At 71.2% G+C, this 23,864-nt stretch carries 16 protein-coding genes and 2 pseudogenes; 9 read left to right on the top strand and 9 right to left on the bottom strand.

Annotation, left to right across the window (positions count from 1 at the left end):
- Positions 1-63: 63 nt before the first annotated feature.
- Both QIS99_RS17270 and QIS99_RS17265 read right to left on the bottom strand, forming a co-directional pair.
- Positions 64-1,491, bottom strand: a complete 1,428-nt coding sequence (locus tag QIS99_RS17270) for a cation:dicarboxylate symporter family transporter (RefSeq protein WP_408909572.1) — start codon at positions 1,489-1,491, stop codon at positions 64-66.
- Positions 1,492-1,863: 372 nt separating this feature from the next.
- The gene (locus QIS99_RS17265) at positions 1,864-2,703 is read right to left on the bottom strand and encodes a L,D-transpeptidase family protein (protein WP_282514321.1); all 840 of its coding nucleotides are present in this window, start codon (positions 2,701-2,703) and stop codon (positions 1,864-1,866) included.
- A gap of 253 nt (positions 2,704-2,956) precedes the next feature.
- Here QIS99_RS17265 and QIS99_RS17260 point away from each other — a divergent pair, with 253 nt between their 5' ends.
- The gene (locus tag QIS99_RS17260) at positions 2,957-4,894 is read left to right on the top strand and encodes an ABC transporter transmembrane domain-containing protein (RefSeq protein WP_282514319.1); all 1,938 of its coding nucleotides are present in this window, start codon (positions 2,957-2,959) and stop codon (positions 4,892-4,894) included.
- A complete protein-coding gene (locus QIS99_RS17255; RefSeq protein ID WP_282514318.1) occupies positions 4,891-6,672 on the top strand; it encodes an ABC transporter ATP-binding protein in 1,782 nt (593 codons plus the stop codon). The genes QIS99_RS17260 and QIS99_RS17255 overlap by 4 nt, the downstream gene beginning before the upstream one ends.
- 104 nt (positions 6,673-6,776) lie before the next feature.
- Here the strand turns inward: QIS99_RS17255 and QIS99_RS17250 are convergent, their stop codons facing one another.
- Complete coding sequence (locus QIS99_RS17250) at positions 6,777-7,520, bottom strand: SDR family oxidoreductase (protein ID WP_282514317.1); 744 nt, start codon at positions 7,518-7,520, stop codon at positions 6,777-6,779.
- A 310-nt stretch (positions 7,521-7,830) separates the two neighbouring features.
- Complete coding sequence (locus tag QIS99_RS17245) at positions 7,831-8,622, bottom strand: metal-dependent hydrolase (RefSeq protein WP_282514316.1); 792 nt, start codon at positions 8,620-8,622, stop codon at positions 7,831-7,833.
- A gap of 145 nt (positions 8,623-8,767) precedes the next feature.
- Between QIS99_RS17245 and QIS99_RS17240 the strand changes: the two genes are divergently transcribed.
- From QIS99_RS17240 to QIS99_RS17230, 3 genes are all read left to right on the top strand, one after another.
- Positions 8,768-11,281 carry a DEAD/DEAH box helicase gene (locus tag QIS99_RS17240; RefSeq protein WP_282514314.1) on the top strand — a complete coding sequence of 838 codons (2,514 nt, stop codon included), beginning with the start codon at positions 8,768-8,770 and terminating at the stop codon, positions 11,279-11,281.
- A gap of 146 nt (positions 11,282-11,427) precedes the next feature.
- Complete coding sequence (locus tag QIS99_RS17235) at positions 11,428-12,315, top strand: acyl-CoA thioesterase (RefSeq protein WP_282514312.1); 888 nt, start codon at positions 11,428-11,430, stop codon at positions 12,313-12,315.
- The gene (locus QIS99_RS17230; RefSeq protein WP_282514310.1) at positions 12,312-12,833 is read left to right on the top strand and encodes a tetratricopeptide repeat protein; all 522 of its coding nucleotides are present in this window, start codon (positions 12,312-12,314) and stop codon (positions 12,831-12,833) included. Before QIS99_RS17235 ends, QIS99_RS17230 begins: the two co-directional genes overlap by 4 nt.
- A gap of 24 nt (positions 12,834-12,857) precedes the next feature.
- Here the strand turns inward: QIS99_RS17230 and QIS99_RS17225 are convergent, their stop codons facing one another.
- The 3 genes and pseudogenes from QIS99_RS17225 to QIS99_RS17215 all read right to left on the bottom strand — a co-directional run.
- Positions 12,858-13,883 carry a DUF6397 family protein gene (locus QIS99_RS17225; RefSeq protein WP_282514308.1) on the bottom strand — a complete coding sequence of 342 codons (1,026 nt, stop codon included), beginning with the start codon at positions 13,881-13,883 and terminating at the stop codon, positions 12,858-12,860.
- A 253-nt stretch (positions 13,884-14,136) separates the two neighbouring features.
- The gene (locus tag QIS99_RS17220; RefSeq protein ID WP_282514403.1) at positions 14,137-14,544 is read right to left on the bottom strand and encodes a roadblock/LC7 domain-containing protein; all 408 of its coding nucleotides are present in this window, start codon (positions 14,542-14,544) and stop codon (positions 14,137-14,139) included.
- Positions 14,545-14,667: 123 nt separating this feature from the next.
- Positions 14,668-15,005 (bottom strand): annotated as a pseudogene (locus tag QIS99_RS17215) (ATP/GTP-binding protein); the annotation flags it as partial.
- 90 nt (positions 15,006-15,095) lie between these two features.
- Between QIS99_RS17215 and QIS99_RS17210 the strand changes: the two are divergent.
- Positions 15,096-15,266 (top strand): annotated as a pseudogene (locus QIS99_RS17210) (SAM-dependent methyltransferase); the annotation flags it as partial.
- A 448-nt stretch (positions 15,267-15,714) separates the two neighbouring features.
- A complete protein-coding gene (locus QIS99_RS17205; RefSeq protein ID WP_282514307.1) occupies positions 15,715-16,731 on the top strand; it encodes a hypothetical protein in 1,017 nt (338 codons plus the stop codon).
- Positions 16,732-16,771: 40 nt separating this feature from the next.
- Here the strand turns inward: QIS99_RS17205 and QIS99_RS17200 are convergent, their stop codons facing one another.
- Together QIS99_RS17200 and QIS99_RS17195 are read right to left on the bottom strand one after the other, a co-directional pair.
- Positions 16,772-18,580 carry a hypothetical protein gene (locus QIS99_RS17200; RefSeq protein WP_282514306.1) on the bottom strand — a complete coding sequence of 603 codons (1,809 nt, stop codon included), beginning with the start codon at positions 18,578-18,580 and terminating at the stop codon, positions 16,772-16,774.
- Positions 18,581-18,862: 282 nt separating this feature from the next.
- Positions 18,863-19,045, bottom strand: coding sequence for a hypothetical protein (locus QIS99_RS17195; protein ID WP_282514305.1), 183 nt, complete (start codon positions 19,043-19,045; stop codon positions 18,863-18,865).
- A 358-nt stretch (positions 19,046-19,403) separates the two neighbouring features.
- Between QIS99_RS17195 and QIS99_RS17190 the strand changes: the two genes are divergently transcribed.
- Together QIS99_RS17190 and QIS99_RS17185 are read left to right on the top strand one after the other, a co-directional pair.
- Positions 19,404-22,382 carry a DEAD/DEAH box helicase gene (locus QIS99_RS17190; protein WP_282514304.1) on the top strand — a complete coding sequence of 993 codons (2,979 nt, stop codon included), beginning with the start codon at positions 19,404-19,406 and terminating at the stop codon, positions 22,380-22,382.
- Complete coding sequence (locus QIS99_RS17185; protein WP_282514303.1) at positions 22,379-23,743, top strand: SWIM zinc finger family protein; 1,365 nt, start codon at positions 22,379-22,381, stop codon at positions 23,741-23,743. Before QIS99_RS17190 ends, QIS99_RS17185 begins: the two co-directional genes overlap by 4 nt.
- Positions 23,744-23,864: the final 121 nt, after the last annotated feature.

Here is a 23,864-nt window from a genome sequence, read left to right as displayed (position 1 = left end):
CCCCGCTGCGACTCCCGTGCGGCCCGGCCCCTTGCCGACGGGGCCGGACCGCACGGGGTTACGTCAACTCACATCGGGGGATGACTCCTTGGGCGTCGAGGATGCGGTGAGCACCGGCTCAGGCGCGGGCTTCTGGTCCGCCTTCGCCTCGGCCTCGCTCTTCCCGTCCTGCTCCTTCTTCCCGTCCCGCTCCTTCTTCCCGTCCCGCTCCTTCTTTCCGCCCGGCTCCGGCTCCCCGTCCTGCTCCGGTACGAAGGCGATCTCGCCGGACAGGACCTTCTTCGCCCTGCGGCTGTCGAGCGCGCCCTCCCAGCGGGACACGGCGAACACGGCCACGCAGTTGCCGAGCAGGTTGACGGAGACCCGCATCGCGTCCATGATCCGGTCGACGCCGAGCAGCAGCGCGACGGCTCCCGCCGGGATGACGCCGAGCGCGGACGCGGTGGCCGACAGGGCCAGGAACGCGGAACCGGGAACTCCGGCCATGCCCTTGCTCGTCAGCATCAACACGAGGACGACGGTGATCTGTTGGCCGAGCGTCAGGTCGACGCCGACGGCCTGCGCGATGAACAGGGTGCCCACGGAGAGGTAGATCGAGGCGCCGTCGAGGTTGAAGGAGTAGCCGGTCGGCAGGACGAGCCCCACGGCGTCATCACGGCATCCGGCCTGGCGCAGCTTCTGCATCATGCGCGGCATGACGGTCTCGCTGGACGCCGTGCCGAGCGCGAGGAGGATCTCCTCGCGGGTGTAGCGGATGAACTTCCACAGGCTCAGCCCAGTGACCGCCTTGAGCGCGATCCCGAGGAGGGCGAGGAAGATCAGGGCGACGGCATAGCAGATGCCGATGAGCTTTCCGTACGTGGAGAGCGCGCCGAGGCCGTACTCCCCCACCAGGTGCGCGGTCGCGCCGAAGACGGCGAGCGGGGCCAGCTTCATGATGAAGCCGACGACCGCGAAGACGACCTCCTGGGCCTGCTCGATGGCCGGCAGGATCGCGGGCACCTTGGTGTTGCCGAGGTGCAGCAGCGCGGCGCCCACCAGGCAGGCCAGCACGAGGACTTGGAGCAGGGAGTTCTCCGCGAACGCGCCGACCGCGCTGTCCGGCAGCGAGTGCAGGATGAACTCCGAGGTGGACGGCAGCTCGCCGCCACCGGTCTTGTCGTCGACGGCGGACGCGTCGAGGGACGCGGGGTCGACGTTCATGCCGTCGCCGGGTCGCACGAGATTCCCGGCGACCAGGCCGACGACGAGCGCGACGGTGGTGGCGACCTCGAACCAGATCAGGGCCTTCAGCCCGATCCGGCCGAAGGCCTTGAGGTCACCCGCCTTGGTGATGCCGGCGACGACCACGCAGAACACGAGCGGGGCGATCATCGCCTTGATGAGCCGTACGAAGCCGTCGCCGAGCGGTTGGACGGCGGTGGCCACCTCGGGCCACAGGCGTCCGACGAAGACTCCGATCACAAGAGCGCAGGCGACCTGCGCGAACATTGAGGTACGCAACAAACGTGCGACGCGTCGCGGTAGGGACGGTACGGACTGCGGCACGGGCACTCCTCCCAGATAACTTTTGGTATGCGGAAACCAACTTCCGCGCGGCGTCACTCTGACTGAGAGATGAGCGTGGGAGAAGACGTCCGTGTCAGATCCCCGTAAATCTTGGATCTTGCTACAAGGGGTGGGCGCGTGAGGGCCGGGGAGGGCGTGCGGGCAGGCGTGTGAGCGCGTCAGACCACGCGAGGGGTGCACGCGGGCAGCGCGGGCGTCACGGGAGGCGCGGGCATTCGCGCGGGTGCGCGGGCATTCGGGCGGGTGGGCGGGCATTCGAGCGGGTCCGCGGGCATTCGGGCGGGTGGGCGACGTTCAGGCCGAGCCGAGGTTGCCCTTGTCGCCCATGACGATCACCGGGTGGGCCTTGGGGTCCAGTTCCCGCAACAGGTACTGCATCGCCGACTTGGACACACTCACGCAGCCCGACGTGCCGCTGCCATGGTCGAGGTGCAGCCAGATGTAGCCGCCCTTGGACTGGCCCTGCGGACGGTTCGGGTCATTGGGCGAGGTGCCCCTGACGCGGTTGTAGTCGATGGCGATCACGTGATCGAAGTCGTGCCAGTACCTCTTGGGCCAGGTGCGCGATGCCTGGAACGCCGGGGAGTGCGTGTACGGGAGGCGGGCGTCCGGCGCGGCCAGCACACCGCCCGCGTCGCTCAGCGTGAACACCCCGACCGGGCTGCGCTTGTCGCCCTCACGGTGATCGGTCGTCCAGCCGCGCTTTCCGTTGTGCGCGGGCCAACTGCGGGTGCGGTCCCAGGTCGCGCGGTGATTGTGGTGGTTCTTGCGGTTCTTGACGCCTTCGTGGTTCTTGGGGTCTTCGTGGTTCTCGCGCTTCTCGTACAGGAACACCGTGGACTTCGCCGAGTCCTCCCCCTCGCCCCGGACCACCAGGACCTGGCGTGACTGGGCGGGGATGCGCCGGTGCAGGGCGGGGCCCACATCGGGGAGGCGTTCGAGGTTCTGGGTGCGCTGCCGCGTACGTTCGCCGGACGAGCTCCCGCCCTTTCCGGAGGATGCGTTCCCGGTCGTCCCGGATCGGCCCCCGGCCGCCGCTCGGTCCCCGGCCGCCGCCTTGTCGCCCGAACTCCCGTTGCCCGTCGCACCACACGACGTAAGGGCAGTCAGAGCGAGCACCATCACGAGAGCCATCCCGACAGAGGTACCGGCAGGGGTACCGGCAGGGGTACCGGCAGTCATCCGCCCCCTGAGCGTCCCCGATATGCGCATACGCCCCATCGTCGCACCCTGCGTCACCGTCTCCACCGGTGAGTGCTCCGTACGCCGCAGGAATGACCGGTTCTTTGCACGGAGGCAGAAAACCGTTTGCCTCAACCCCCGTTCCGGAGTCAGCCTTGCACGGTTTCCTCCCCTTCCTCAGTGCACCGACCGACTCTGGGACGTCATGCAGATCAGCGATCTTCCGTACGCCGACCCGGGTGTGCCCGACGCCCGCTCGGGCCCCCGGTTCCTGTGGTGGCTCGGACGCAACCAGCCAGCCGGTCAGCTCAAGTCGCTCGCCTGGGGCCTGCTGCACTTCGCCGCCGTCATGTCCCTGCCGTTCGGGGTGGGCTTGGCCGTCCAGGCCGTCGTCGAGCGATCCGGTGCGCGTCTCGCCGTGGCCGGACTGCTGCTCGTCCTGTCCGGCGTCGGTATCGCACTGGGCGACACCATGCTGCATCGCACCGCCGTCACCAACTGGATCACCGCTGCGGCCCGCGTCCAGCAGCTCCTCGCCCGCAGAACCGCGTATCTGGGTGCGGCCCTGACCCGACGGGTCGCCGCCGGTGAGGTGGTCGCGGTGTCGACCGGGGACGTGGAGAAGATCGGCTGGTTCGTGGAGGCGGTCTCCCGGTTCACCGCCGCGGCTCTGACCGTCGTCCTGGTGTGCGTGGGGCTCGTGCTCTACCAACCTGACCTCGGTCTCGTCGTCGCCATCGGCATGCCTCTCGTCGGCCTCGGCGTCCTGCCGTTGCTCCCGCGCGCCACCCGGCTCGCGGACGCCCAGCGCGAGAAGGCGGGCAAGGCCACCGAGCTCGCCTCCGACACGGTGGCCGGGCTGCGCGTGCTCCGCGGCATCGGCGGCGAGGACCTCTTCCTCGACCGTTACCGTCGCGCCTCGCAGGACGTGCGCCGCGCCGCCGTACGCAGCGCCCGCATGTGGTCCCTGATCACCGCCGTGCAAGTACTGCTCCCGGGCCTGCTGCTCATCGCCGTGGTCTGGCACGGCCTCGGTCTCGTACGGGACGGACGCATCACGGTCGGTGAACTCGTCACCGTCTACAGCGCGGTGATGCTGCTGGGCTACCCGCTCCGTCACTTCGAAGAGATCGCCATGGCGTACTCCTTCTCCCGTCCTTCGGCGAAACGCGCCGCGCGTGTGCTGTCGTTGGAGCGGGGCACTGCGGAGGCTCCGGGTTCGAGGGCTCCGGGCGCGGCTGCGGGGGGAACCGCTTCGGGGGCTGCCGCCCCCACCGGCGACCTCTGCGACCCCGCGACCGGGCTGCTGGCACCCGAAGGGTGTCTCACGGCCGTGGTGTGCGGGGACCCCGACGAGGCGGGTCGCCTCGCCGAACGGCTCGGCGGGCACGCCGCGTTCGACACCCCCGCTCCTTCTGTACGACTCGGCGGCACCCAGCTCGACTCCCTTCCCCTCGCGGCCGCCCGCGCCGCCGTCCTCGTACAGGACAAGGACCCGGTCCTGCTCTCCGGCACCTTGCGTGAACTGCTCGACGTTCCGGCCTCCGGCAAGGTCTCCGTCGCCGACGCCCTGACCGCGGCGGAGTGCTCCGACGTGCTCGACGCGCTCGCCCAGAACTCGGTGGACGACGACCCGATGGAGGCGCCGATCACCGAACGCGGCCGGTCGCTCTCCGGCGGCCAACGCCAACGCCTGGCCCTCGCCCGGTCGCTGGTGACCGACCCGGAGGTGCTCGTCCTGGACGAGCCGACGTCCGCGGTCGACTCGCACACCGAGGCGCGGATCGCGGACGGCCTACGCGCCCTGCGCCGGGGCCGCACCACCGTCGTCTGCACCTCGTCCCCGCTGCTCCTGGACCGGGCCGAGCGTGTGGCGTTCGTCCACGAAGGCGAGGTCGCAGCGGTCGGCGTACACCGCGAACTCGTCCACACCCACCCGCGCTACCGGGCCGTGGTGACACGGGAGACGGACGCCGAGGTGACACGGGACACGGACGCCGAGGTGACACGGGACACGGACGCCGTGGTGATACGGGACACGGACGAGGAACCGCAACACCGCGCCGGCGGCGAGCCCGGCTCGGGCGACCCCACCCAGGTCGGCATGGCCGGCCGCGGCCTTGAGATCGAGGAGACAGCATGATCGGCCTGGCGCCGCCGGCGTACGACCCGGCGGCTCCCCGCACCACGGAGACGCTGCCGGTGGGCAGCCCCGGGACGGTGCGCGCGTACACGCGCGAGCTGCTCGGCCGGCACCGCAAGGCCTTCGCCCTGCTCATCGGCGTCAACGCGGTCGCAGTGATCGCGTCCATGGTCGGCCCCACCCTCCTCGGTGATCTCGTGCAGCATGCCGCCGACGGCACCGGCGACCTCCAACTGGGCCGCGCCATCGGGCTGTTCACCGTCGCGCTCGTCCTGCAGGCGGTATTCATCCGCCTCGTCCGGCTGCGCGGCGCGATGCTCGGCGAGCAGATGCTGGCCGACCTGCGCGAGGACTTCCTGATCCGCTCCGTCGGCCTGCCGCCCGGTGTCCTGGAGCGCGCCGGCACCGGTGACCTGCTGTCCCGGATCACCACGGACGTCGACCGGCTGGCCAACGCCATGCGCGAGGCGGTGCCGCAGGTGACCATCGGCGTGGTGTGGATCGGACTGCTCCTCGGCGGTCTGGCCTTCACCTCGCCGCCACTCGCGCTAGCAGTGCTCCTCGCCGTGCCCGCGCTGGTCATCGGCTGCCGCTGGTACTTCAAGCGCGCCCCGTCCGCATACCGCTCGGAGGCCGCCGGGTACGCCGCCGTGGCGGCCGCGCTCACGGAGACCGTGGACGCGGGGCGCACCGTGGAGGCACACCGGCTCGGTGACCGCCGCGTCGCCCTGTCCGACCAGCGCGTCCAGGAATGGACCGCCTGGGAGCGATACACCCTCTACCTCCGTTCCGTCCTCTTCCCCGTCATCAATGCCACACACGTCACCGTCCTGGCCTCGGTACTGCTCATCGGCGGCGTCTTCGTCCTGCAGGGCTGGATCGACGTCGGCCAGCTGACGACCGGCGCCCTGATCGCCCAGATGATGGTCGACCCGGTGAACCTGATCCTCAGGTGGTACGACGAGCTGCAGGTGGCCCAGGTGTCCCTGGCCCGGCTCGTGGGCGTCCGCGAGATCGAGCCGGGCGCCGGCGACACGTCCGTCACCCCCGACGGGCGCGAGGTCACGGCGGACCACGTGCACTTCGCGTACCGGCCGGGCGTCGACGTACTGCGCCAGGTGTCCCTGTCGGTACGGCCCGGCAGCCGGGTCGCACTGGTCGGGCCGTCCGGCGCGGGCAAGTCCACCCTCGGCCGGCTGCTCGCCGGGATCTACGGCCCCCGTACCGGCTCGGTCGCCCTCGGCGGCGCGGAGCTGTCCCGCATGCCCGCGGAACGGGTCCGCGAGCACGTCGCCCTCGTCAACCAGGAACATCACGTGTTCGTCGGTTCACTGCGCGACAACCTGCTCCTCGCCAGGTCCGACGCGCAGGACGCCGAACTGTGGGCGGCGCTCGGCGCGGTCGACGCCGACACCTGGGCGCGGGCGCTCGACGACGCCCTCGACACCGAGGTTGGCTCGGGCGGCTTCACCCTCACCCCGGCGCAGGCCCAGCAGATCGCGCTGGCCCGTCTGGTCCTTGCCGATCCGCACACGCTGGTCCTGGACGAGGCAACCTCCCTGCTCGACCCGCGGGCCGCGCGGAACCTGGAGCGGTCACTGGCCCGCGTACTCGACGGCCGCACTGTCGTCGCCATCGCGCACCGCCTGCACACGGCACACGATGCCGACGTGATCGCGGTCGTCGAGCAGGGCCGGATCAGCGAGCTGGGCAGCCATCACGAGCTGGTCGCCGCGGACGGGGCGTACGCAGCCCTGTGGCGGTCCTGGCACGGATGATCCGGTGCGTGCCGGAGCTGAGCGGCGCTGGAGGCCCGTGCCTGTCTCCACGTCGACGCCCGCGCCCCGACTATCCCCGTATGCCCCCGGTGCGCCTCCCTGCCTCAGCCGATGCCTCCCGTCGCCCGGATGTTCTGCCCCGTGACCCATCTCCCGTCCGGCCCCGCCAGGAAGCCGACCACGTCGGCCACGTCGGAGGGCCGGCCAAGTCTGCGGAGCGGGGTCATCGCGACGGCCATCTCCAGGCTCTCGGCCGAGTTGGTGCCTCGTAGGAGATCGGTGTCGGTCGCGCCGGGTGAGACCGAGTTCGCGGTGATGCCCCGGGGCCCGAGCTCTTGCGCCGCCACGGCGGTCAGCTGCTCGATCGCGCCCTTGCTCGCTGCGTACGGGGCGTTCTGCGGGGCCGGGCGGACGGTGTTGAGCGTGGAGATGGTGATGATGCGGCCGTCGTCGCGCATGTGCCGGGCCGCGTACCGGATGGTCAGGAACGCGGCCTTGGCGTTGACCGCCATTGCCCTGTCGAACACGTCCTCCTCCGTCTCCGCAAGCGGTACCACCGAGCAGTTGAGCGCGGCGTTGTTCACCAGGACGTCGAGTCCGCCGAACCGTTCGCCGGCGATCTCCATCAGGCGCTCCGGGGCCCCTCGCTGGGCCAGGTCCAGCTGCACGCCATGGACGCTGCCGCCGGCCTCCTCGACCGCTCGTACGACCTCGGCCGCCGCCTCGGTGCTCTGCGCGTAGTTGAACACCACGCTCGCCCCGTCATGGGCCAGGCGCTCGACGATCGCCCGGCCGATGCCCCGCGAGCCCCCGGTGACGACCGCCGTCTTGCCCCGCAGAACTCCCACTGTGCCCTCCCCGAATCGTGACTGTTCCCACCGCCCGAACACATCTCGAATCTACGCCCCGGACCACCCGGAATGGGACGTTCCCACAGGGCAGCACCTTCGCTGAGAGCAGAGGGGTGAGCGGCATGAAGCGGAGTTGAGCACTAACTAAGACCGTGTCCTACAAGTCCCGGGGATGCCGTGCCTGATCTGACGATCGAGTGGAGTCTCACCCTGAAGTCGAGGGTTAGCTATGGAGGGCGACTGCGAGGCGGGGGCGACCGGACGGCTGCCCCGGCTGCCCGCGGGCGCATGCCTGGGTGGCGCTGACCTAGATGACGTTCAGCGCAGCCGCCCCGCCCACACCGCCGAGCAGCATGAACACCGGCATCAGCACCTTCAGCTCCACCCAGCTGCCCGCGCGGAACCGAATCGCCTTCGGCGGCCCCATCGGGTACCAGCGCTTGCCCGCAATCGGGATCGGCCACAGGATCGGGCAGCCCGACACCGTCAGCGCATCGCCGATGTCATGGACGAGCGCACCCAGGATGATCGGCAGCCCCAGCCACAGATACTCCTGGCCGGGCGCCGTGAACAGCCAGTCCGAGCCGTTGCCCGGCTCGTCGAGCACACCCGCGAGGATCCACGCACTCGTCGCACCGAGCAGCCACACCAGGACATCGCTCGACACCCGCGCAGCCCGCCACAACAGCCCCTCGACCGCCAGCACCAGATGCACGAACAGGATCGCGAGAACCGCCCACCGCCCCCCGGTGATCGCGCCCACCGACGCACCCCCGCCGATCAGGACCGCCCACAGCCACGTGTGCGTCAGCGTGCGATGCCCGCCCGTCCGCCGCGAGTCCTGCCGGGATTTTGTCGCCTTGTAGACGGCGTACGAGAGCTTGTCCACCACCTCGCAGAGGCCGCGCGAAACCGGGCCGAAGGCGCGGGAGATCGTGGCCGACTTGTGGTCCAGGTCGGGGGCCAGTGCCGCGCCCGCACAGATCAGAGCGCCGACCACGAGAACCGGCCAGGGCATCGGATGCCCCGCGGCAGCCGCCGCCGCTCCCACCCCCAGCCAGGCCGCCGCTCCCGACAGTGAGTGTGCTGGACCCATCATGGCCGTTGCCCGCCCCCATTCTCGTTGTACTGACGCCCAGTTGACGCATGACCGGGCGCCCGGTCGACGGCACAGCGTAACGCTCGTGATCTTCCCCCCGACCTCCGGTTCCCGGATCGGGGGTGCGGGCAGGCAAGATGGGGGTGTGACCCTTATCGATCAGCTGCCGCCGGACGCCGACCCCGATGCCCTCTTCGACGCCTTCTCGTCATGGACCGAGGAACGGGGCATCACTCTCTATCCGGCCCAGGAAGAGGCACTGATCGAAGTGGTCTCCGGCGCCAACGTGATCTTGTCCACGCCCACCGGGTCCGGCAAGAGCCTCGTCGCCGCGGGCGCCCACTTCGCCGCCCTGGCCGCCGACAAGGTCACCTTCTACACCGCGCCGATCAAGGCCCTGGTCAGCGAGAAGTTCTTCGACCTGTGCAAGCTCTTCGGCACCGAGAACGTCGGCATGCTCACCGGCGACGCCTCCGTCAACGCCGACGCACCGGTCATCTGCTGCACCGCCGAGATCCTCGCCTCCATCGCACTGCGCGACGGCAAGGACGCCGACATCGGCCAGGTCGTGATGGACGAGTTCCACTTCTACGCGGAACCCGACCGCGGCTGGGCCTGGCAGATCCCGCTGCTCGAACTCCCGCAGGCCCAGTTCGTCCTGATGTCGGCGACCCTCGGCGACGTCTCCATGTTCGAGAAGGACCTCACGCGCCGCACCGGCCGCCCCACCTCCGTGGTCCGCTCTGCAACCCGGCCCGTGCCGCTCTCGTACGAATACCGCATCACACCCATCACCGAGACGCTCACGGAACTGCTCGAAACGAAGCAGGCGCCCGTCTACATCGTGCACTTCACCCAGGCACAGGCCGTCGAACGCGCCCAGTCCCTGATGAGCATCAACATGTGCACCAAAGCCGAGAAGGAAGAGATCGCCGAGCTGATCGGCAACTTCCGCTTTACCACCAAGTTCGGCCGCAACCTCTCCCGTTACGTACGCCACGGCATCGGCGTACACCACGCGGGCATGCTGCCCAAGTACCGCCGCCTCGTCGAAAAGCTCGCCCAGGCCGGACTCCTCAAGGTCATCTGCGGCACGGACACTCTCGGCGTCGGCGTCAACGTACCCATCAGGACCGTGCTGTTCACCGCCCTCGCGAAGTACGACGGCAACCGTGTACGCGTGCTGCGGGCCCGCGAGTTCCACCAGATCGCGGGACGCGCGGGCCGGGCCGGATTCGACACCGCCGGATTCGTGGTCGCCCAGGCACCCGAGCACGTCATCGAGAACGAAAAGGCCCTCGCCAAGGCCGGAGACGACCCGAAGAAGCGCCGCAAAGTCGTCCGCAAGAAGGCGCCGGAAGGTTTCGTCGGCTGGACCGAGAACACCTTCGAGAAGCTCATCGCCTCCGAACCCGAGCCGCTGAACTCACGGTTCCGCGTCACCCACACCATGCTCCTGTCGGTGATCGCCCGCCCCGGCGACGCCTTCGAAGCCATGCGCCGCCTCCTTGAGGACAATCACGAGCCGCGCAAGAACCAGATCCGGCACATCCGCCGGGCCATCGCCATCTACCGCTCCCTCCTCGACGGCGGAGTCGTCGAGAAGCTCGACGAGCCCGACGCCACCGGCCGCATCGTGCGCCTCACCGTCGACCTGCAGCAGGACTTCGCCCTCAACCAGCCCCTGTCGACGTTCGCCCTCGCCGCGTTCGAACTCCTCGACCCCGAATCCCCGTCGTACGCCCTCGACATGGTGTCCGTCGTCGAATCCACCCTCGACGACCCCCGCCAGATCCTCGCCGCCCAGCAGAACAAGGCGCGCGGCGAGGCCGTCGGCCAGATGAAGGCCGACGGCGTCGAATACGAGGAGCGGATGGAACGGCTCCAGGACGTCTCTTACCCGAAGCCGCTTGAGGAGCTGCTCTGGCACGCGTACGGGCTCTACCGGCGCAGCCACCCGTGGGTTGGCGACCACCCGGTGTCGCCGAAGTCCGTGATCCGCGACATGTACGAACGCGCCCTGTCATTCACGGAGTTCACGTCGCTCTACGAGCTTGCACGGACCGAAGGAATCGTCCTCCGCTACCTGGCGAGCGCGTACAAGGCGCTGGAACACACCATTCCTGACGACCTCAAGTCCGACGACCTCGAAGACCTCATCGCCTGGCTCGGCGAGATGGTCCGCCAGGTCGACTCCTCCCTCCTCGACGAGTGGGAACAGCTCGCCAACCCCGAGGTCGAGACCGCCGAAGAAGCCCAGGAGAAGGCCGACCAGGTCAAGCCCGTCACCGCCAACGCCCGCGCCTTCCGCGTCCTCGTCCGCAACGCCATGTTCCGCCGCGTCGAACTCGCCGCCCTCGACAACGTCGACGAACTCGGCGAACTCGACGCCGACTCCGGCTGGGACGCCGACGCCTGGGGCGAGGCCATGGATGCCTACTGGGACGAGTACGACGACCTCGCCACCGGGCCCGACGCCCGTGGTCCGAAACTCCTCTCCATCGAGGAGGACGCGGCGCACGGTCTGTGGCGCGTCCGCCAGACCTTCGCCGACCCGAACGACGACCACGACTGGGGCATCAGCGCCGAAGTCGACCTCGCCGCATCCGACGAGGAGGGGCGGGCCGTGGTTCGGGTTACGGGGGTGGGGCAGTTGTGAGCGGGGGTGGGGTGGGGCCGCTTCGGGTTTCGGTTTTGGGGCTCGTCCCTGTTGGGGGGCTCCCCCTCCCCCTCCCGCCCTCCCTTCCCCCAGCCCCAACCTCCCCCACCCCCACCACCCCGCCCCTCGTGACCACCGGAGCACCGATGACCACCAACCCCGCAGAGAGACTCGTCGATCTGCTCGACCTTGAGCAGATCGAGGTCAACATCTTCCGCGGCCGCAGCCCGCAGGAGTCGCTGCAGCGTGTCTTCGGCGGGCAGGTCGCCGGCCAGGCCCTGGTCGCCGCGGGCCGCACCACAGACGGCAACCGGCCGGTGCACTCGCTACACGCCTACTTCCTGCGCCCGGGTCGCCCAGGTGTGCCCATCGTGTATCAGGTGGAACGCGTCCGTGACGGTCGCTCCTTCACCACCCGCAGGGTCACCGCAGTGCAGCAGGGCCGCACGATCTTCAATCTGACTGCCTCCTTCCACAAGGCCGAGCAGGGCAGCTTTGAGCACCAGCTGCCGCCGCGCGTCGACGCTCCCGATCCGGAGACCCTGCCGACCGTCACCGACGAGATCCGGTCCCATCTCGGTGCTCTGCCCGAGCAGTTGGAGAGGATGGCTCGGCGTCAGCCCTTCGATATCAGATATGTCGACCGGCTTCGCTGGAGGCAGGACGAGGTACAGGACGCCGAGCCGCGCAGTGCCGTGTGGATGCGTGCCATGGGTCCTCTCGGCGACGATCCGCTCGTCCACACCTGCGCTCTCACGTACGCGAGCGACATGACTCTCCTCGATGCCGTACGTATTCCGGTCGAGCCCTTGTGGGGCCCGCGTGGTTTCGACATGGCGTCCCTGGACCACGCCATGTGGTTCCATCGCCCGTTCCGTGCCGACGAGTGGTTCCTGTACGACCAGGAGTCCCCGATTGCCACGGGTGGTCGTGGTCTGGCCCGCGGGCGGATCTATGACCAGCAGGGGCAGCTCCTCGTCTCGGTCGTGCAGGAGGGCCTGTTCCGTCGGCACGAGGCCGGAGGCGCTTCGTGACCGACACGGACACCCGCCTCGCGGAGGCGGTCCGGCTGCGGGAGAGCGGCCGGCCCGATGAGGCCCGAGAGCGCCTGATCGTTCTGGCCGAGGAGTTGCCCGACGACGCCCAGGTCGCGTACCAGACGGCTTGGGTGCACGACACGCTCGGCCTGGAGGCCGAGGCCGTTCCGCACTATCGGCGGGCCCTGGGGATCTCCGGCGGCCTCTCCGCCGACGACCGCGCCAACGCGCTGCTCGGGCTCGGCTCCACCTACCGAGTCCTGGGCCAGTACGAGCAGTCCGTGGAGACGCTGACGGCCGCGTCGACGGAGTTCCCCGAGAACGGTGCGTTGAAGGCGTTCCTCGCGATGGCTCTGTTCAACGTGGGGCGTCATCACGACGCGATGGAGCTGCTCCTCACTTTGGTCGCCGCGACGAGTGACGATCCGAACGTCGCCGAATACCGGCCGGCTATCCAGCACTATGCGCAGGACCTGCACGAGACCGTGCAGAGTGACTCCGCAGGCCAGGCGTAGCTTCGGTCTGTCGGGCGGCCGTGCCTAGCAGTGTCTGCGGCTGAGCCAGCCCATCAGGCCGCGGCGGGAGGGGCTTCGTCCGGGTGCTGTTCCGCGCGCGTCGACTTCGTCGTGGTCTCGTTGTAGGTCGTGCTCCGAAGCGGCCGGAGCGGGTGGTGTGGTGGGTTCTCCGGTGGGTGCTGTGGTGGGTGCTGTGGTGGGTGCTGTGGTGGGTGCTGTGGTGGGTGCTGTGGTGGGTGCTGTGGTGCGCGGCGCTTCGTGTGGTCGTGGGGCCGGGCGTTCTTTTCTGGCGTCCTCCATGCCGAGCGCCAGTGTGGTCCGCAGCCAGCGGATCTCGTCCGGGTCGTCGGCCTGCAGGACGCGTGCGGCGGCTTGTGCGGCGGGTGAGTCCGGGGCGTTCGGCAAGGTCGTCGACTCGGGGCGGAGCCGGATCAGGTAGGCGCGCTCGCGCGGGTCGGGCACGATGTCGGCGACCTGGGTGGGTTCGAGCATCGAGGCCGTGACTGCTGCGCTCTGCCAGGGGTCTTGGGCGATTCGGAGTAGGTGGCCGCAGTGGCGTTCGCGCCAGTTGCGGGCGCGTCGGTCCTCGCCTGCGCTGAGTCGGGTGCGGAGGGTGACGGGTGCCTTGCCGGAGAGCAGCGGGGTGTTGGCTTCGGCGAACTGGCGGACGTCGTCGGCGAGGTAGAGCCACACGAGTGCGCGGTAGCGGTTCAGATAGAACTTGGCCGGTGTCAGGTAGCCGAGGCGGGCGAGCTTGGTGAAGCGGCCGCGGGTGATGCCCATGAGTTCGGCGCCTTCGGTGGTGCCGACGAGTTTGACGCGTTCACGCAGTGTGTTGGGGAACCCTTGAGTGGACCGGAGGCGCTGGATTTCGGGCCTGGGGATGCGCCATCGCCGGGGGTCCTGGCCTGCGGTGGTGCGAACCAGGCCGAGTTGGACTGCCAGGAGTAGCTCGGTCCGTTTCAGGCCCAGGTCAGCGGCTGCACGGCTGGGCGCGTACGAGGGTGTGGGGTCGTGAACTGGGTTGGTGGGTACGGCTTTTGCGGACATGGTGGTCTCCCCCGTGAGGTCGGATCGCTCTGACTACTCTCGGTGAAGACCGTAGCCTGGATCGGTCTCAGGCCGCTGGGCCTGTGGATAACTTCGATCTGTGGATAACTTCGTCCCGCGGTGGACGGTCGGCGATCGGCTCCGGCCGGTTCCGGCAGACTGCGGTCGCCGACCCGGGCAGGCGGTCGCCGCACGTCACGTCGGGCGGGCGGGCGGGCCTGCTCGGGCGGTTGGGGCAGTGGGGGTCGTGGGTTCAGAGGTCGACCGCCGGTGAGCGGTGGCGTGCGCCGACGCCGAGGTGTTCGCCAACGCGGTTGACGAGCAGCGTCATCTCGTACGCCACCTGCCCGATGTCGGCTTCCGCGGAGCTGAGGACGCACAGGCAGCTGCCGTCGCCTGCCGCGGTGACGAAGAGGATCGCCTGGTCGAACTCGATCATGGTCTGGCGTACGTGGCCGGCGCCGAAGTGGCGTCCGGAGCCTTTGGCGAGGCTGTGCAGGCCGGAGGAGACCGCGGCCAGGTGTTCGGCGTCCTCTCGCTGCAGGTCTGAACTCGCCGCTGTCACCAGGCCGTCGTTGGACAGGACCAGTGCGTGCCGTACGTGTTCGACGCGCTTGGTCAGATCGTCGAGCAGCCAGCCAAGTCCTGTGTTCTGTGCCATGTTTCGGTCCTCCCCGTTCCTGCGTTGACCGCAAGCCTTCACCACCGTCGCGCTGCGGGCAAGACGGGATGGGGACATGGCACCGAAGATGACTGACGCCGATTGGCAGGCATTTGTCTCACATGACAGTTCGTCCCGCAGGTGCGAGAAGCGGCCCTGGCCGGGTGTGCCGAAGGGGTAGAGGGACGGGCCGCTTCTGAAGGGGTAGAGGGACGGGCCGCTTCTGATGGTGATCCTGCCGAAGTCCATGGCGACCGTGGTGGTGGCTTTCCGTTCACGCCTGTGGTGTCGTCCACCGCCTCGCCTTTGCCTCTGAGGCGCTCCGCTGTGCGCAGTGGCCGGATCTCGCTGGCCGAGCCGACCAGGGTGGTCTTTCCGACGCCGAATCCCCCGGCTACGAGGATGTTCAGGGCCAGGGTGGTGGAGTCGCCGTTGTCGGTGCGGAAGCGCTCGGGGGTCATGGTGAGTTCTCTCGGGGGTGCAGGGAGTCGGGCACGTACCGCGCGTGGCTCGTGTTTGCCACACGCGCGGTGACGGTTTCGGTGGATGTGCATCCCATCGGGCGTGCGGCTCTCGCGGCACGGCAGGGGCGCCAGTTGAGGCCGGGCGATCTGCGGGACGAAGCCAACTTGGGTCCTTTGCCTGCCAGTTCGGGATGGCGCATAACGTCGTACGTTGACGAGGACTGCAAGTTCTTGGCTCTCGCGGTCTGGCAGGACTGAGCCGGCCACGCGGGAGCGGCCGCGCTGCGGTCGTGGACGGGCACTGGAGCTGTTCAGGGGACTGGAGTTGTTCAGGGGAGCTGGAATTGTTCAGGGGGAAGGGGATCCGTACATGTACGACAGAATCCGCGGCATTTCCGGCCGGACGGACGCGGTTCGGGCGGCACCGCGGTCAATGAGGCCGTCGTAAACGCAAACGCACCAAGGTGAAGGCCGCCCACAGGAAACGCGGCGATTCACCGGACGCGGTGGCGCGTGCTCTGTTCGACCTGCCTGCGGTGGAGCGGGCCGTGCCCGAGGCCTGACCCCGGCGCCTACTGGGGGACTCGCGGCCGCTGAGCGGAAAGGATCAGCTCGCCGACGAGCCGTTTTCCGTATCACCGGGCCTCGACGCGTGAGTTACCACTGGTTAAGGTGCGCCGACGGACGAACTGATGTGGAGGATGCCATGGCCGGGACGGGGGAGGCCGTCGCCGCCGAGGACGACGCGCTGTACGTGCTCACAGCGGTGCTGTTGACGCCGGCGAAGTTCCCGAGCGTGCTCGGCGACGACTATCCGGAGGCGTGCGGGGCGCTCGGGCTCACGCCGGTCGACGACGGGTACGGGCTTGTGCTCGGGCAGGACGGCGACGGCGCGCGGTGGACGGTGGTGGTGGACGACGTGTCTCTCGTCGCCGTGGCGATCGCCTCGTGGGACTGCGGCATGGACTACGACCTCTCGCCGGACGACCGCACTGTCGTGGCCGCGCTACCGGGCTGGCCGCTGGCCGTGGCCGTGGCCGCTCCCGGCGTGCCCGCCCCGCACGACCCGGAGCCGGGCGAGGAAGACGACGGTGGCATCCGCGTGCTCACGCCGCCCGACACGAGCGCGTGGGGACCGGCTCAACGGCGCCTCGGCGCGGACGAGATAGCCCTGCAATGGGCGACTTGGCGGGCGCAGATAGACGACGCGGAGTTCGTGAACCCTGCGGACGACTCGGCGTCGGACGAGGCCGGCGGCTCGGACTCCCCCGACGCCGGGGCTCCTTCCGCCGGGACCACCGGCCCCGAGACCGCGACGGGCCCCGGGACCGACCCGGGAAACGAGACCGACCCTGAGACCGGGATCGCCGCCGGGACCGGGGCCGCCCCCGGGACCCCCGCCGAGACCAGGACCGCCCCCGAGGGTACGGACACCGCCCCCGAACAGCCTCAACCGGCCAGCGGAATCAGGCGCGTGCTGGCGGAGGCGCGGGCGTACGTCGATGCGCCCCCTCCCCTGGGCCGCGTGCGGTCGGCGTTCGCCACGCAGGAGGCGCGTACGCTGCGGGCCGACGGACCCGGGTGGTCCCTGGTCGCCCGGACCGACGACATCGCCTTCGTGCTGCTCGACGAGGAGCCGGGCGAGGTGCTGCCGGTGGGCCGGGGCCGTGAACTGCCCGCGCTGCTGGAAGCGCTGGACAAGATGGCGGTACGGCCTTCCTGAGCGCCGCGGCCGGGCGGAGGCACGGCCGTGGCGCTCGCGCTCAGGTGGCGTCGGGCCCCCTGAGCATCGCCTCGGCCGCCGTCTCCGCGTCCTGATGCCGGCGTAGCGCGTCGAGTTCGGCCCGCCACTCGGGCGACCAGGAGGAGCGCTCGCCGCAGGTCCGTACGACCGCACAGGCCAGCCGTGCTGACGAGCGGGTGCCGCGTGCGCGCAGGTCTCGTACCGCCGCCAGAGCCGGTTCCACGACCTGTGCGGGATCCGGTGTCGGCAGGGGGCCAGGCAGAGCGCTGCGCGCAGGCCACGCGTCGGGGTCATCCAGTTCGGCACTCGGGGGCAGTGGGGCTTCGCGTGCCTCGATGCTGCGCAGCAGTCGGTCCCAGCGCTCCGGCTGGTACGGGCAGCGGCGCAGCACGGTGCTCAGCAGCGCACCCCGCAGCAGAGGTTCGGCGCGCCCGTGCAGGCCGACCGCGCGCAAGGCGTCCACGAGACCGTCGATCACCTCGCCCGTCTGCTGTGCCGTGTCGGCCCAGCACGTGTCGGCCCAGCACGTGTCGGCCCAGCACGTGTCAGCCTCGTGGACCTGCCCGTATCCGGGGCCAGGTTCGGGGCGGCAGGCGTTCTGGAGGGTGTCTGCGCATGCGGCGAGGCGGCGCAGCGCGTCCGTGCGGGAGAGCTGCCCGGCGCGGTGCGCGGGTTGGTCGCCCTCGGCGCGGTCGTCGGGTGTGAGGGCGGCCAGCGCGGTGACGGACACGGCGTCCAGGCCGTTGCGGTGGTCTGCGGCCCTGCGGGTGACGGCCCGGCGGCGTTCGGCGGGCGGGAGGAGCATGAGGAGTGCGTCGGGGGCGACCTCGTGCCGCTGTCGGACGCCGGACCGGCGGGCGTCTGCCGTGCCGTGCTCGGCCAGGTCGGCGAGGTCTTCGTGCGGCAGTTGCAGCAGGGCTGTGCGGACGGCGCGCGGCAACGAGCCCGGTGGAAGGGACAGTTCGGGCCGAGGAGTGCAACCGCAGTGCCGTTCCTGCCGGTTCGGTGCCTGCAGGGGCGCCCGTGCGCGCAGCGCTTCGAGTACGGCTGTGGGCCGACGCAGTACGGACAGCGTGGCCTCGCCTTCGAGCAGGTGTGGCGCCGCATGCACCAGTACGAGACCGGCGTCGGGGTCGCGGCGGGCCGCGAGACAGGCCAGGGCGCGGTAGCGGCGGTCGAACGCGGACCTGGCGTGCCGCTCGTGCGGCCGTATCCCGCTGTACCGGTCGGCGACGAGTCGGGCGACCGCGACCGGTGCGGTGCGCGCGAGGGTGCGCAGGACACCGAGGGGTGGGTCGAGTCGCGGCAGCCACGTGTCGACGGTGGCGGCGGGGCAGGCGGTCAGGAGCCGGCCGGCGTCGTCGTCGCCGTACTGTGCGTGCGCTCTGGGCAGCAGGGCGGCGGCCAGGGTGTGGCGGCGGCTGCGTTTCAGGACGCGGTACGTGTCGTGGCGTACGGCCCGGGCGGGGCTCAACGCCTGTTTTTCCAGGGCTGGTTCGGGTACGGGCAGTCGGATCGCGGCGGACAGGGCGCGGCGACGCAGTGCGGGGTCGTCCAGGGCTGTGGCTACGGCGGGCAGGTCGCGGCGGGCGACTGCGAGGAACAGTGCCGTGTGCCGTTCGTGGTCCGTGCCCGCGTCGAGGGTGTGGTGCAGGGCTGCGTAGGCGGCAGGGGTGAGGGATCTGGCGTAGCGGGCGAGGGCGCTCGTCCGGGCGGGGAACGGCAGCGGGTCGAAGTGGGCACTGAGCCAGCCCGGCGTGAGGGGCTGGGGGCCGGGCGACGACGGCTGTCGGGGTCGTCGCGGCTGCGGGGCTGCGGGTGTGGCCATCAGCGATCACCGACGGATCGCTGGGCCTCCTTTCCGGAAGTCATGCGGGACATGGTGCGGCCGGGGAGTCGGCGTGGGCAACTCATTTCTCCTCGCCGAGACACCTCGTCCTCGCCGAAGGCACCCTCCGTCCGCGCCCTTCATCCGAGGCGCCCGCGTCCGAGGCACCCGCGTCCGAGGCGCCCCGAATCACCGCCGCCTCGTCAGAGCACCCCTCGTCCACGCGCCCCTCGTCCACGCAGCCCTGCGCCGCCCACCCCTCGTCCACGCACCTGCACCCCGTCAGCGTCCGATCTCGCGTCGTCGTATCCGGCGGAGTCTGCGGCGCTGGGACGGGTCGAGGGTGAGATACGCCGCGGCGGGGACGCCCACGACGATCAGCACGACGGCCCACAGCGGCAGCCAGATCCACAGGAACAGGCCGAGCGCCACGCCCCCGATGGCGATCTTCGCGTTGTTCGACATGACTGTCGCCTCCTCTGCGGTCCTACGGCCGTCCGGCCGGTGGTCGGGTCCGCGCTCCGTGCGCCGTCTCGTTGCTTCGCTGTACGAGGAAGCCTTGCGACGCCCTCGTACGGAGAGCGGACCCCAGCGCGTCCTGGTTCCAGTGTCGCCCCAGTGGTCCCCCTGCTGTCGAGGCTCCCGAACCCTGAGCTGTCCCTGATCCGACCCTGAGCCGCCCCTGACCCGCCCCCGGACCGCCTCCGCCCCGACCGGAAGGATGTGTCGACCGTCACAGCAAGACCGTTCGCCTGGAGGGCATGGGGCGAGGTACCCTCGGCGACCCACTCCGGTAGTCAAATTTGAGGAATCCGACATCGTCGTGCACAGGCCACCCGTAGCCACGCTTCCCGAGATCTTTGACCTCTCCTTCTGTAGTGCCGTTTTTCTGCCGGGAGACCCGGCACGCACCGGACGGATGGCGTTCTGGCTCTCCGACGGCCAGGAACCGCCGGACGCCGGAGTCGGCAGCGTCGAGGAGCTGACCGTCGCCCTGCCGGTGGACTCCGGGGACGTCGAGCCCGTCCGGGTACCCGCGCGGTGCCTGTCCGTACGAGAAGCGCTGCCTGTGCTGACCCGGGCGCGCACCCTTGTAGGGGCTGATTCCGCTGTAGAGGCCGATTCCGCGTCGGCGTTCTGGGGTGCGGCTGCCGCGTGGGGGCTGCAACTCGTCGCGCGCGGGCTGCTGTTGCCCGGCCTGTCGGACGGCGACCACGACGCCTGGCGGGTGGGGCCGCTGGCCGCCGACGATCTGCGGCTGCTGCGCGAACTGGCGGCCGCGATGCCGCCCGCGGCACACGCCGTACCGCAGGCCCGCTCCGGCTCCCCCGCCGACGAGCCGCTGCTGCTGCCCGACCCCGAGCGGCTGCTGCGCGCCTTCCTCGACGCGGTGGCCGACACGCTGCCCCGCTCCCCCGCCGCCGAACTGGCCTCCGGGCAGCGGGCGTTCGCCGCCGAGGCGCCGCGGCGGCTGCCCGAGCAGCGGGAGTGGGCCGCCGACGTGGCCGCGGGGCAGGACGCGGGCGTACGGGTCTCGCTGCGCGTGGAGGTCGCCGGGCTGGGCGGCGACGGTGCGGCAGGGGCGCCCGGGGCATTCCGGGCCGTGCTGCAGATGCACAGCGTCAGCGACCCCGGCCTGGTCGCCGACGCGGCCGGCGTGTGGGCCGATTCGGGGCCCGCGGCACGGTCGTTCGGGGCCCGCGCCCGGCTGGACGCGCTGCTCGCGCTGCGCCGCGCCGCTCGCGCCTGGGCGCCGCTCGCGCCGCTGCTCTCCGCGGCCGTGCCGGACGCCGTGGACCTGGCGGACGAGGACGTGACGGAGCTGCTGGGCTCCGCGTCGCGCACCCTCGCCGCGGTGGGCGTCGACGTGCACTGGCCGCGTGCGCTGGGCCGCAGGCTGACCGCGCGTGCGGTGATCGGCCCGCCGGAGGACACCGGTGCGGCCGGTTACGGCGACGGCTTCCCGGACAGCGGGTCCTGCGACGACTTCCGGGACAGCGGGTCAGGTGACGGCGACCACGGCAGGGGGTTCGGCGACGGGACTCCGTCGTTCCTGTCCGCGGACGCGCTGCTCTCCTTCAACTGGTCGTTCGCGCTCGGCGATCAGCAGCTCACGCGCGAGGAGCTGGACCAGCTCGCGGAAGCCAACCGTCCGGTGGTGCGGCTGCGCGACCAGTGGGTGCTGATCGACCCGCAGGAAGCGCAACGCGCGCGTGCGCAGCAGGACCACAAGATCAGCCCCGTGGACGCGCTGAGCGCCGCGCTGACCGGCTCGACGGAGGTCCGGGGGCGGCGGGTCGACGTGGAGCCCTCCGGCTGGCTGGCGCGGCTGCGGGAACGCCTCGCGGACCCCGAGGCGGCCGCTCCCGTGCCCCAGCCGGCGGCGCTCGCCGCGACGCTGCGCGACTACCAGCTGCGTGGCCTCGGCTGGCTCGCCCAGATGACCTCGCTCGGACTCGGCGGCTGCCTCGCGGACGACATGGGCCTCGGCAAGACGATCACGCTGATCGCACTGCACCTGCACCGGCAGCAGGACGAGGCGTCCGCGGGTCCGACGCTCGTGGTCTGCCCGACGTCCCTGATGGGCAACTGGGAGCGGGAGATCAGGAAGTTCGCGCCGGGCACCCCGGTGCGCCGCTTCCACGGCGGGACTCGGCGCCTCGACGACCTGGCCGCCGGCGAGTTCGTGCTCACCACGTACGGCACCATGCGCCTGGACGCGGCCCAACTGGCAGGCGTCACCTGGGGGATGGTCGTCGCCGACGAGGCGCAGCACGTGAAGAACCCGTTCTCCGCGACCGCGAAGGAGCTGCGCGGAATCCGGGCGCACGCGCGCGTGGCGCTGACCGGCACCCCGGTGGAGAACAACCTGTCCGAGCTGTGGGCGATCCTCGACTGGACCACCCCGGGGCTGCTCGGCCGGCTCGGTACGTTCCGCTCCCGGTACGCGAAGGCCGTGGAGGGCGGCGCCGATCCGGCGGCCGCGGAGCGCCTCGCCCGGCTCGTGCGGCCGTTTCTGCTGCGGCGGCGCAAGTCCGACCCGGGTATCGCGCCCGAGCTACCACCGAAGACCGAGACGGACCGCGCCGTATCGCTCACCAAGGAGCAGGCCGCGCTGTACGAGGCGGTGGTGCGCGAGACGCTGGCGGCGATCGCCGCGGCCGACGGGATGGAGCGGCGCGGTCTGGTCGTGAAGCTGCTGACCGGCCTGAAGCAGATCTGCAACCACCCGGCGCAGTACCTCAAGGAGGAGCGGCCGCGCTTGTCCGGGCGGTCCGGCAAGCTGGAACTCCTGGACGAGCTGCTCGACACGATCCTCGCCGAGGACGCGAGCGTGCTGGTCTTCACGCAGTACGTGCAGATGGCGCGGCTCATCGAGGGGCACCTGGCGGACCGTGGTGTGCCGAGCCAGTTCCTGCACGGCGGTACGCCGGTGGGTGAGCGCGAGGCGATGGTGGAGCGGTTCCAGGCGGGTGAAGTGCCGGTGTTCCTGCTGTCGTTGAAGGCGGCGGGCACGGGCCTGAACCTGACGCGGGCGGAGCACGTCGTGCACTACGACCGCTGGTGGAACCCGGCGGTGGAGGCGCAGGCCACGGACCGCGCGTACCGCATCGGGCAGAACCGACCGGTGCAGGTGCATCGGCTGATCGCGGAGGGCACGATCGAGGACCGGATCGCGGCCATGCTGGAACGCAAGCGGGAGCTCGCCGACGCGGTGCTCGGCTCCGGTGAGGCGGCCCTGACCGAACTGACCGATGCGGAACTGGCCGACCTGGTGGCTCTTCGAGGGGGTACGCGATGAGTGGTGGACACGACGAGCGGGACGGTCTGGACGAGCGGGGCGGTCCGGACGGCCTGTACGACGACGGGGCCGAAACGGCCGCGGAGGAGCGGACGTTCGCGGCGCTGCCGCCCGCGCGGGGGCGCGGGTTCGCGGTCACGTGGTGGGGGCAGGCCTGGCTGAAGGCCCTGGAGGACACGGCGCTCGACGCCGCACAGCTCAAGGCGGGCCGCAGGCTCGCGCGTGCGGGCGCGGTGGGCGCGGTGTCGGTGCGGCCGGGCCGGATCACGGCCGTGGTGAGCGGCGGCCGGGACGGCACCGGGCACCGTGCCGATGTGCTGCTGCAGCGGCTCAGCGAGGACGAGTGGGACCGGTTCCTCGACATGGCCGCCGAGCGGGCCGGGCACATCGCGGCGCTCCTCGACCGCGAGATGCCGCCGCACCTCGTGGAGGACGCGGCGGCGGCCGGCGTCGAACTGTTGCCGGGCATCGGCGACCTGGAGCCGGAGTGCACCTGCGACGCCTGGGACCACTGCGGGCACACGGCGGCGCTCTCGTACCAGCTGGCGCGGCTGCTCGACCAGGATCCGTTCGTGCTGCTCCTGCTGCGCGGCAGGGGTGAGCGCGCGCTGCTCGACGAGCTGCAGGTGCGCAGCGTCGCGCGGGCCGCGAAGGACGAGCCGGAGCGGGCCGCCGCGCCCCGGCAGCCGGAGGCGCCGCGGGGCGTGCGGGCCGACGAGGCGTACGCGACGGGCGGGATCCTGCCCCCTCTGCCGGCGCTCCCCGCGCTGCCGGAGGCACCCGGCACGCCGCCGTCCCTGGACACGGAGACGTCGCCCGCGCCCGGGGTGGACGCCTCGGCCGTGGAGTTCCTTGCGGCGGTGGCGGCGGCCGAGGCGCACCGGACGCTGGCCGAGGCGCTCGCTCCCGGGCACGCGCAGGCCGCCCCCGCGGCTCCGGCGACGGCCGCCGAGGACGCGGTGCGCCTCGCCGCGGACGCCGGGCCGGACACGGACCAGCGCGTGCTCGCGCGCCTCGCCGACGGCACGGGGCGTGACCGTGAAGGGCTCCTGCTGGCCGTACGCGCGTGGCAGTTGGGCGGCGCGGAGGGCCTCGCCGTACTGGAGGAGGAGTGGACGCCGCAGGCGGAATCGGCCGCACGCGCGCGTGCGGCGCTTGAGTCGGCGTGGGACGAGGGTGAGCGGCCCGCCCTGCGCGGCACCGGCAACCGCTGGACCGCGACCGGCACGCGCGCCCAGCTCCGCCTGGGCCGCGACGGCCGTTGGTGGCCCTACCGCAAGGAACGCGGCCGCTGGACCCCGGCGGGGCCCGCGGCACAGGACCCGGCCACGGCGCTTGGGGCGGTGCTCGGGGAGGAGTGAGGGCGGGCGGGCGCGTCCGGTCGACGAGACGGCGAGCGCTGGGCGGTGTCCCGGAGGGCCGGGTTCCGGAGGTCCGGGTTCCGGAGGCCCGCGTCGGCGATCCGGGCTACGGCCATCCGGA

The sequence above is a fragment of the Streptomyces solicavernae genome (assembly GCF_029968095.1).
In the GTDB taxonomy this organism is placed as follows: domain Bacteria; phylum Actinomycetota; class Actinomycetes; order Streptomycetales; family Streptomycetaceae; genus Streptomyces; species Streptomyces solicavernae.
This window is presented reverse-complemented; position numbering and strand designations above follow the sequence as displayed.

Coding starts and splice junctions, on each gene's coding strand:
- QIS99_RS17270 (WP_408909572.1), bottom strand. CDS start 1,491: ATGTTCGCGCAGGTCGCCTGCGCTCTTGTGATCGGAGTCTTCGTCGGA.
- QIS99_RS17265 (WP_282514321.1), bottom strand. CDS start 2,703: ATGGCTCTCGTGATGGTGCTCGCTCTGACTGCCCTTACGTCGTGTGGT.
- QIS99_RS17260 (WP_282514319.1), top strand. CDS start 2,957: ATGCAGATCAGCGATCTTCCGTACGCCGACCCGGGTGTGCCCGACGCC.
- QIS99_RS17255 (WP_282514318.1), top strand. CDS start 4,891: ATGATCGGCCTGGCGCCGCCGGCGTACGACCCGGCGGCTCCCCGCACC.
- QIS99_RS17245 (WP_282514316.1), bottom strand. CDS start 8,622: ATGATGGGTCCAGCACACTCACTGTCGGGAGCGGCGGCCTGGCTGGGG.
- QIS99_RS17235 (WP_282514312.1), top strand. CDS start 11,428: ATGACCACCAACCCCGCAGAGAGACTCGTCGATCTGCTCGACCTTGAG.
- QIS99_RS17225 (WP_282514308.1), bottom strand. CDS start 13,883: ATGTCCGCAAAAGCCGTACCCACCAACCCAGTTCACGACCCCACACCC.
- QIS99_RS17220 (WP_282514403.1), bottom strand. CDS start 14,544: ATGGCACAGAACACAGGACTTGGCTGGCTGCTCGACGATCTGACCAAG.
- QIS99_RS17205 (WP_282514307.1), top strand. CDS start 15,715: ATGGCCGGGACGGGGGAGGCCGTCGCCGCCGAGGACGACGCGCTGTAC.
- QIS99_RS17200 (WP_282514306.1), bottom strand. CDS start 18,580: ATGGCCACACCCGCAGCCCCGCAGCCGCGACGACCCCGACAGCCGTCG.
- QIS99_RS17195 (WP_282514305.1), bottom strand. CDS start 19,045: ATGTCGAACAACGCGAAGATCGCCATCGGGGGCGTGGCGCTCGGCCTG.
- QIS99_RS17185 (WP_282514303.1), top strand. CDS start 22,379: ATGAGTGGTGGACACGACGAGCGGGACGGTCTGGACGAGCGGGGCGGT.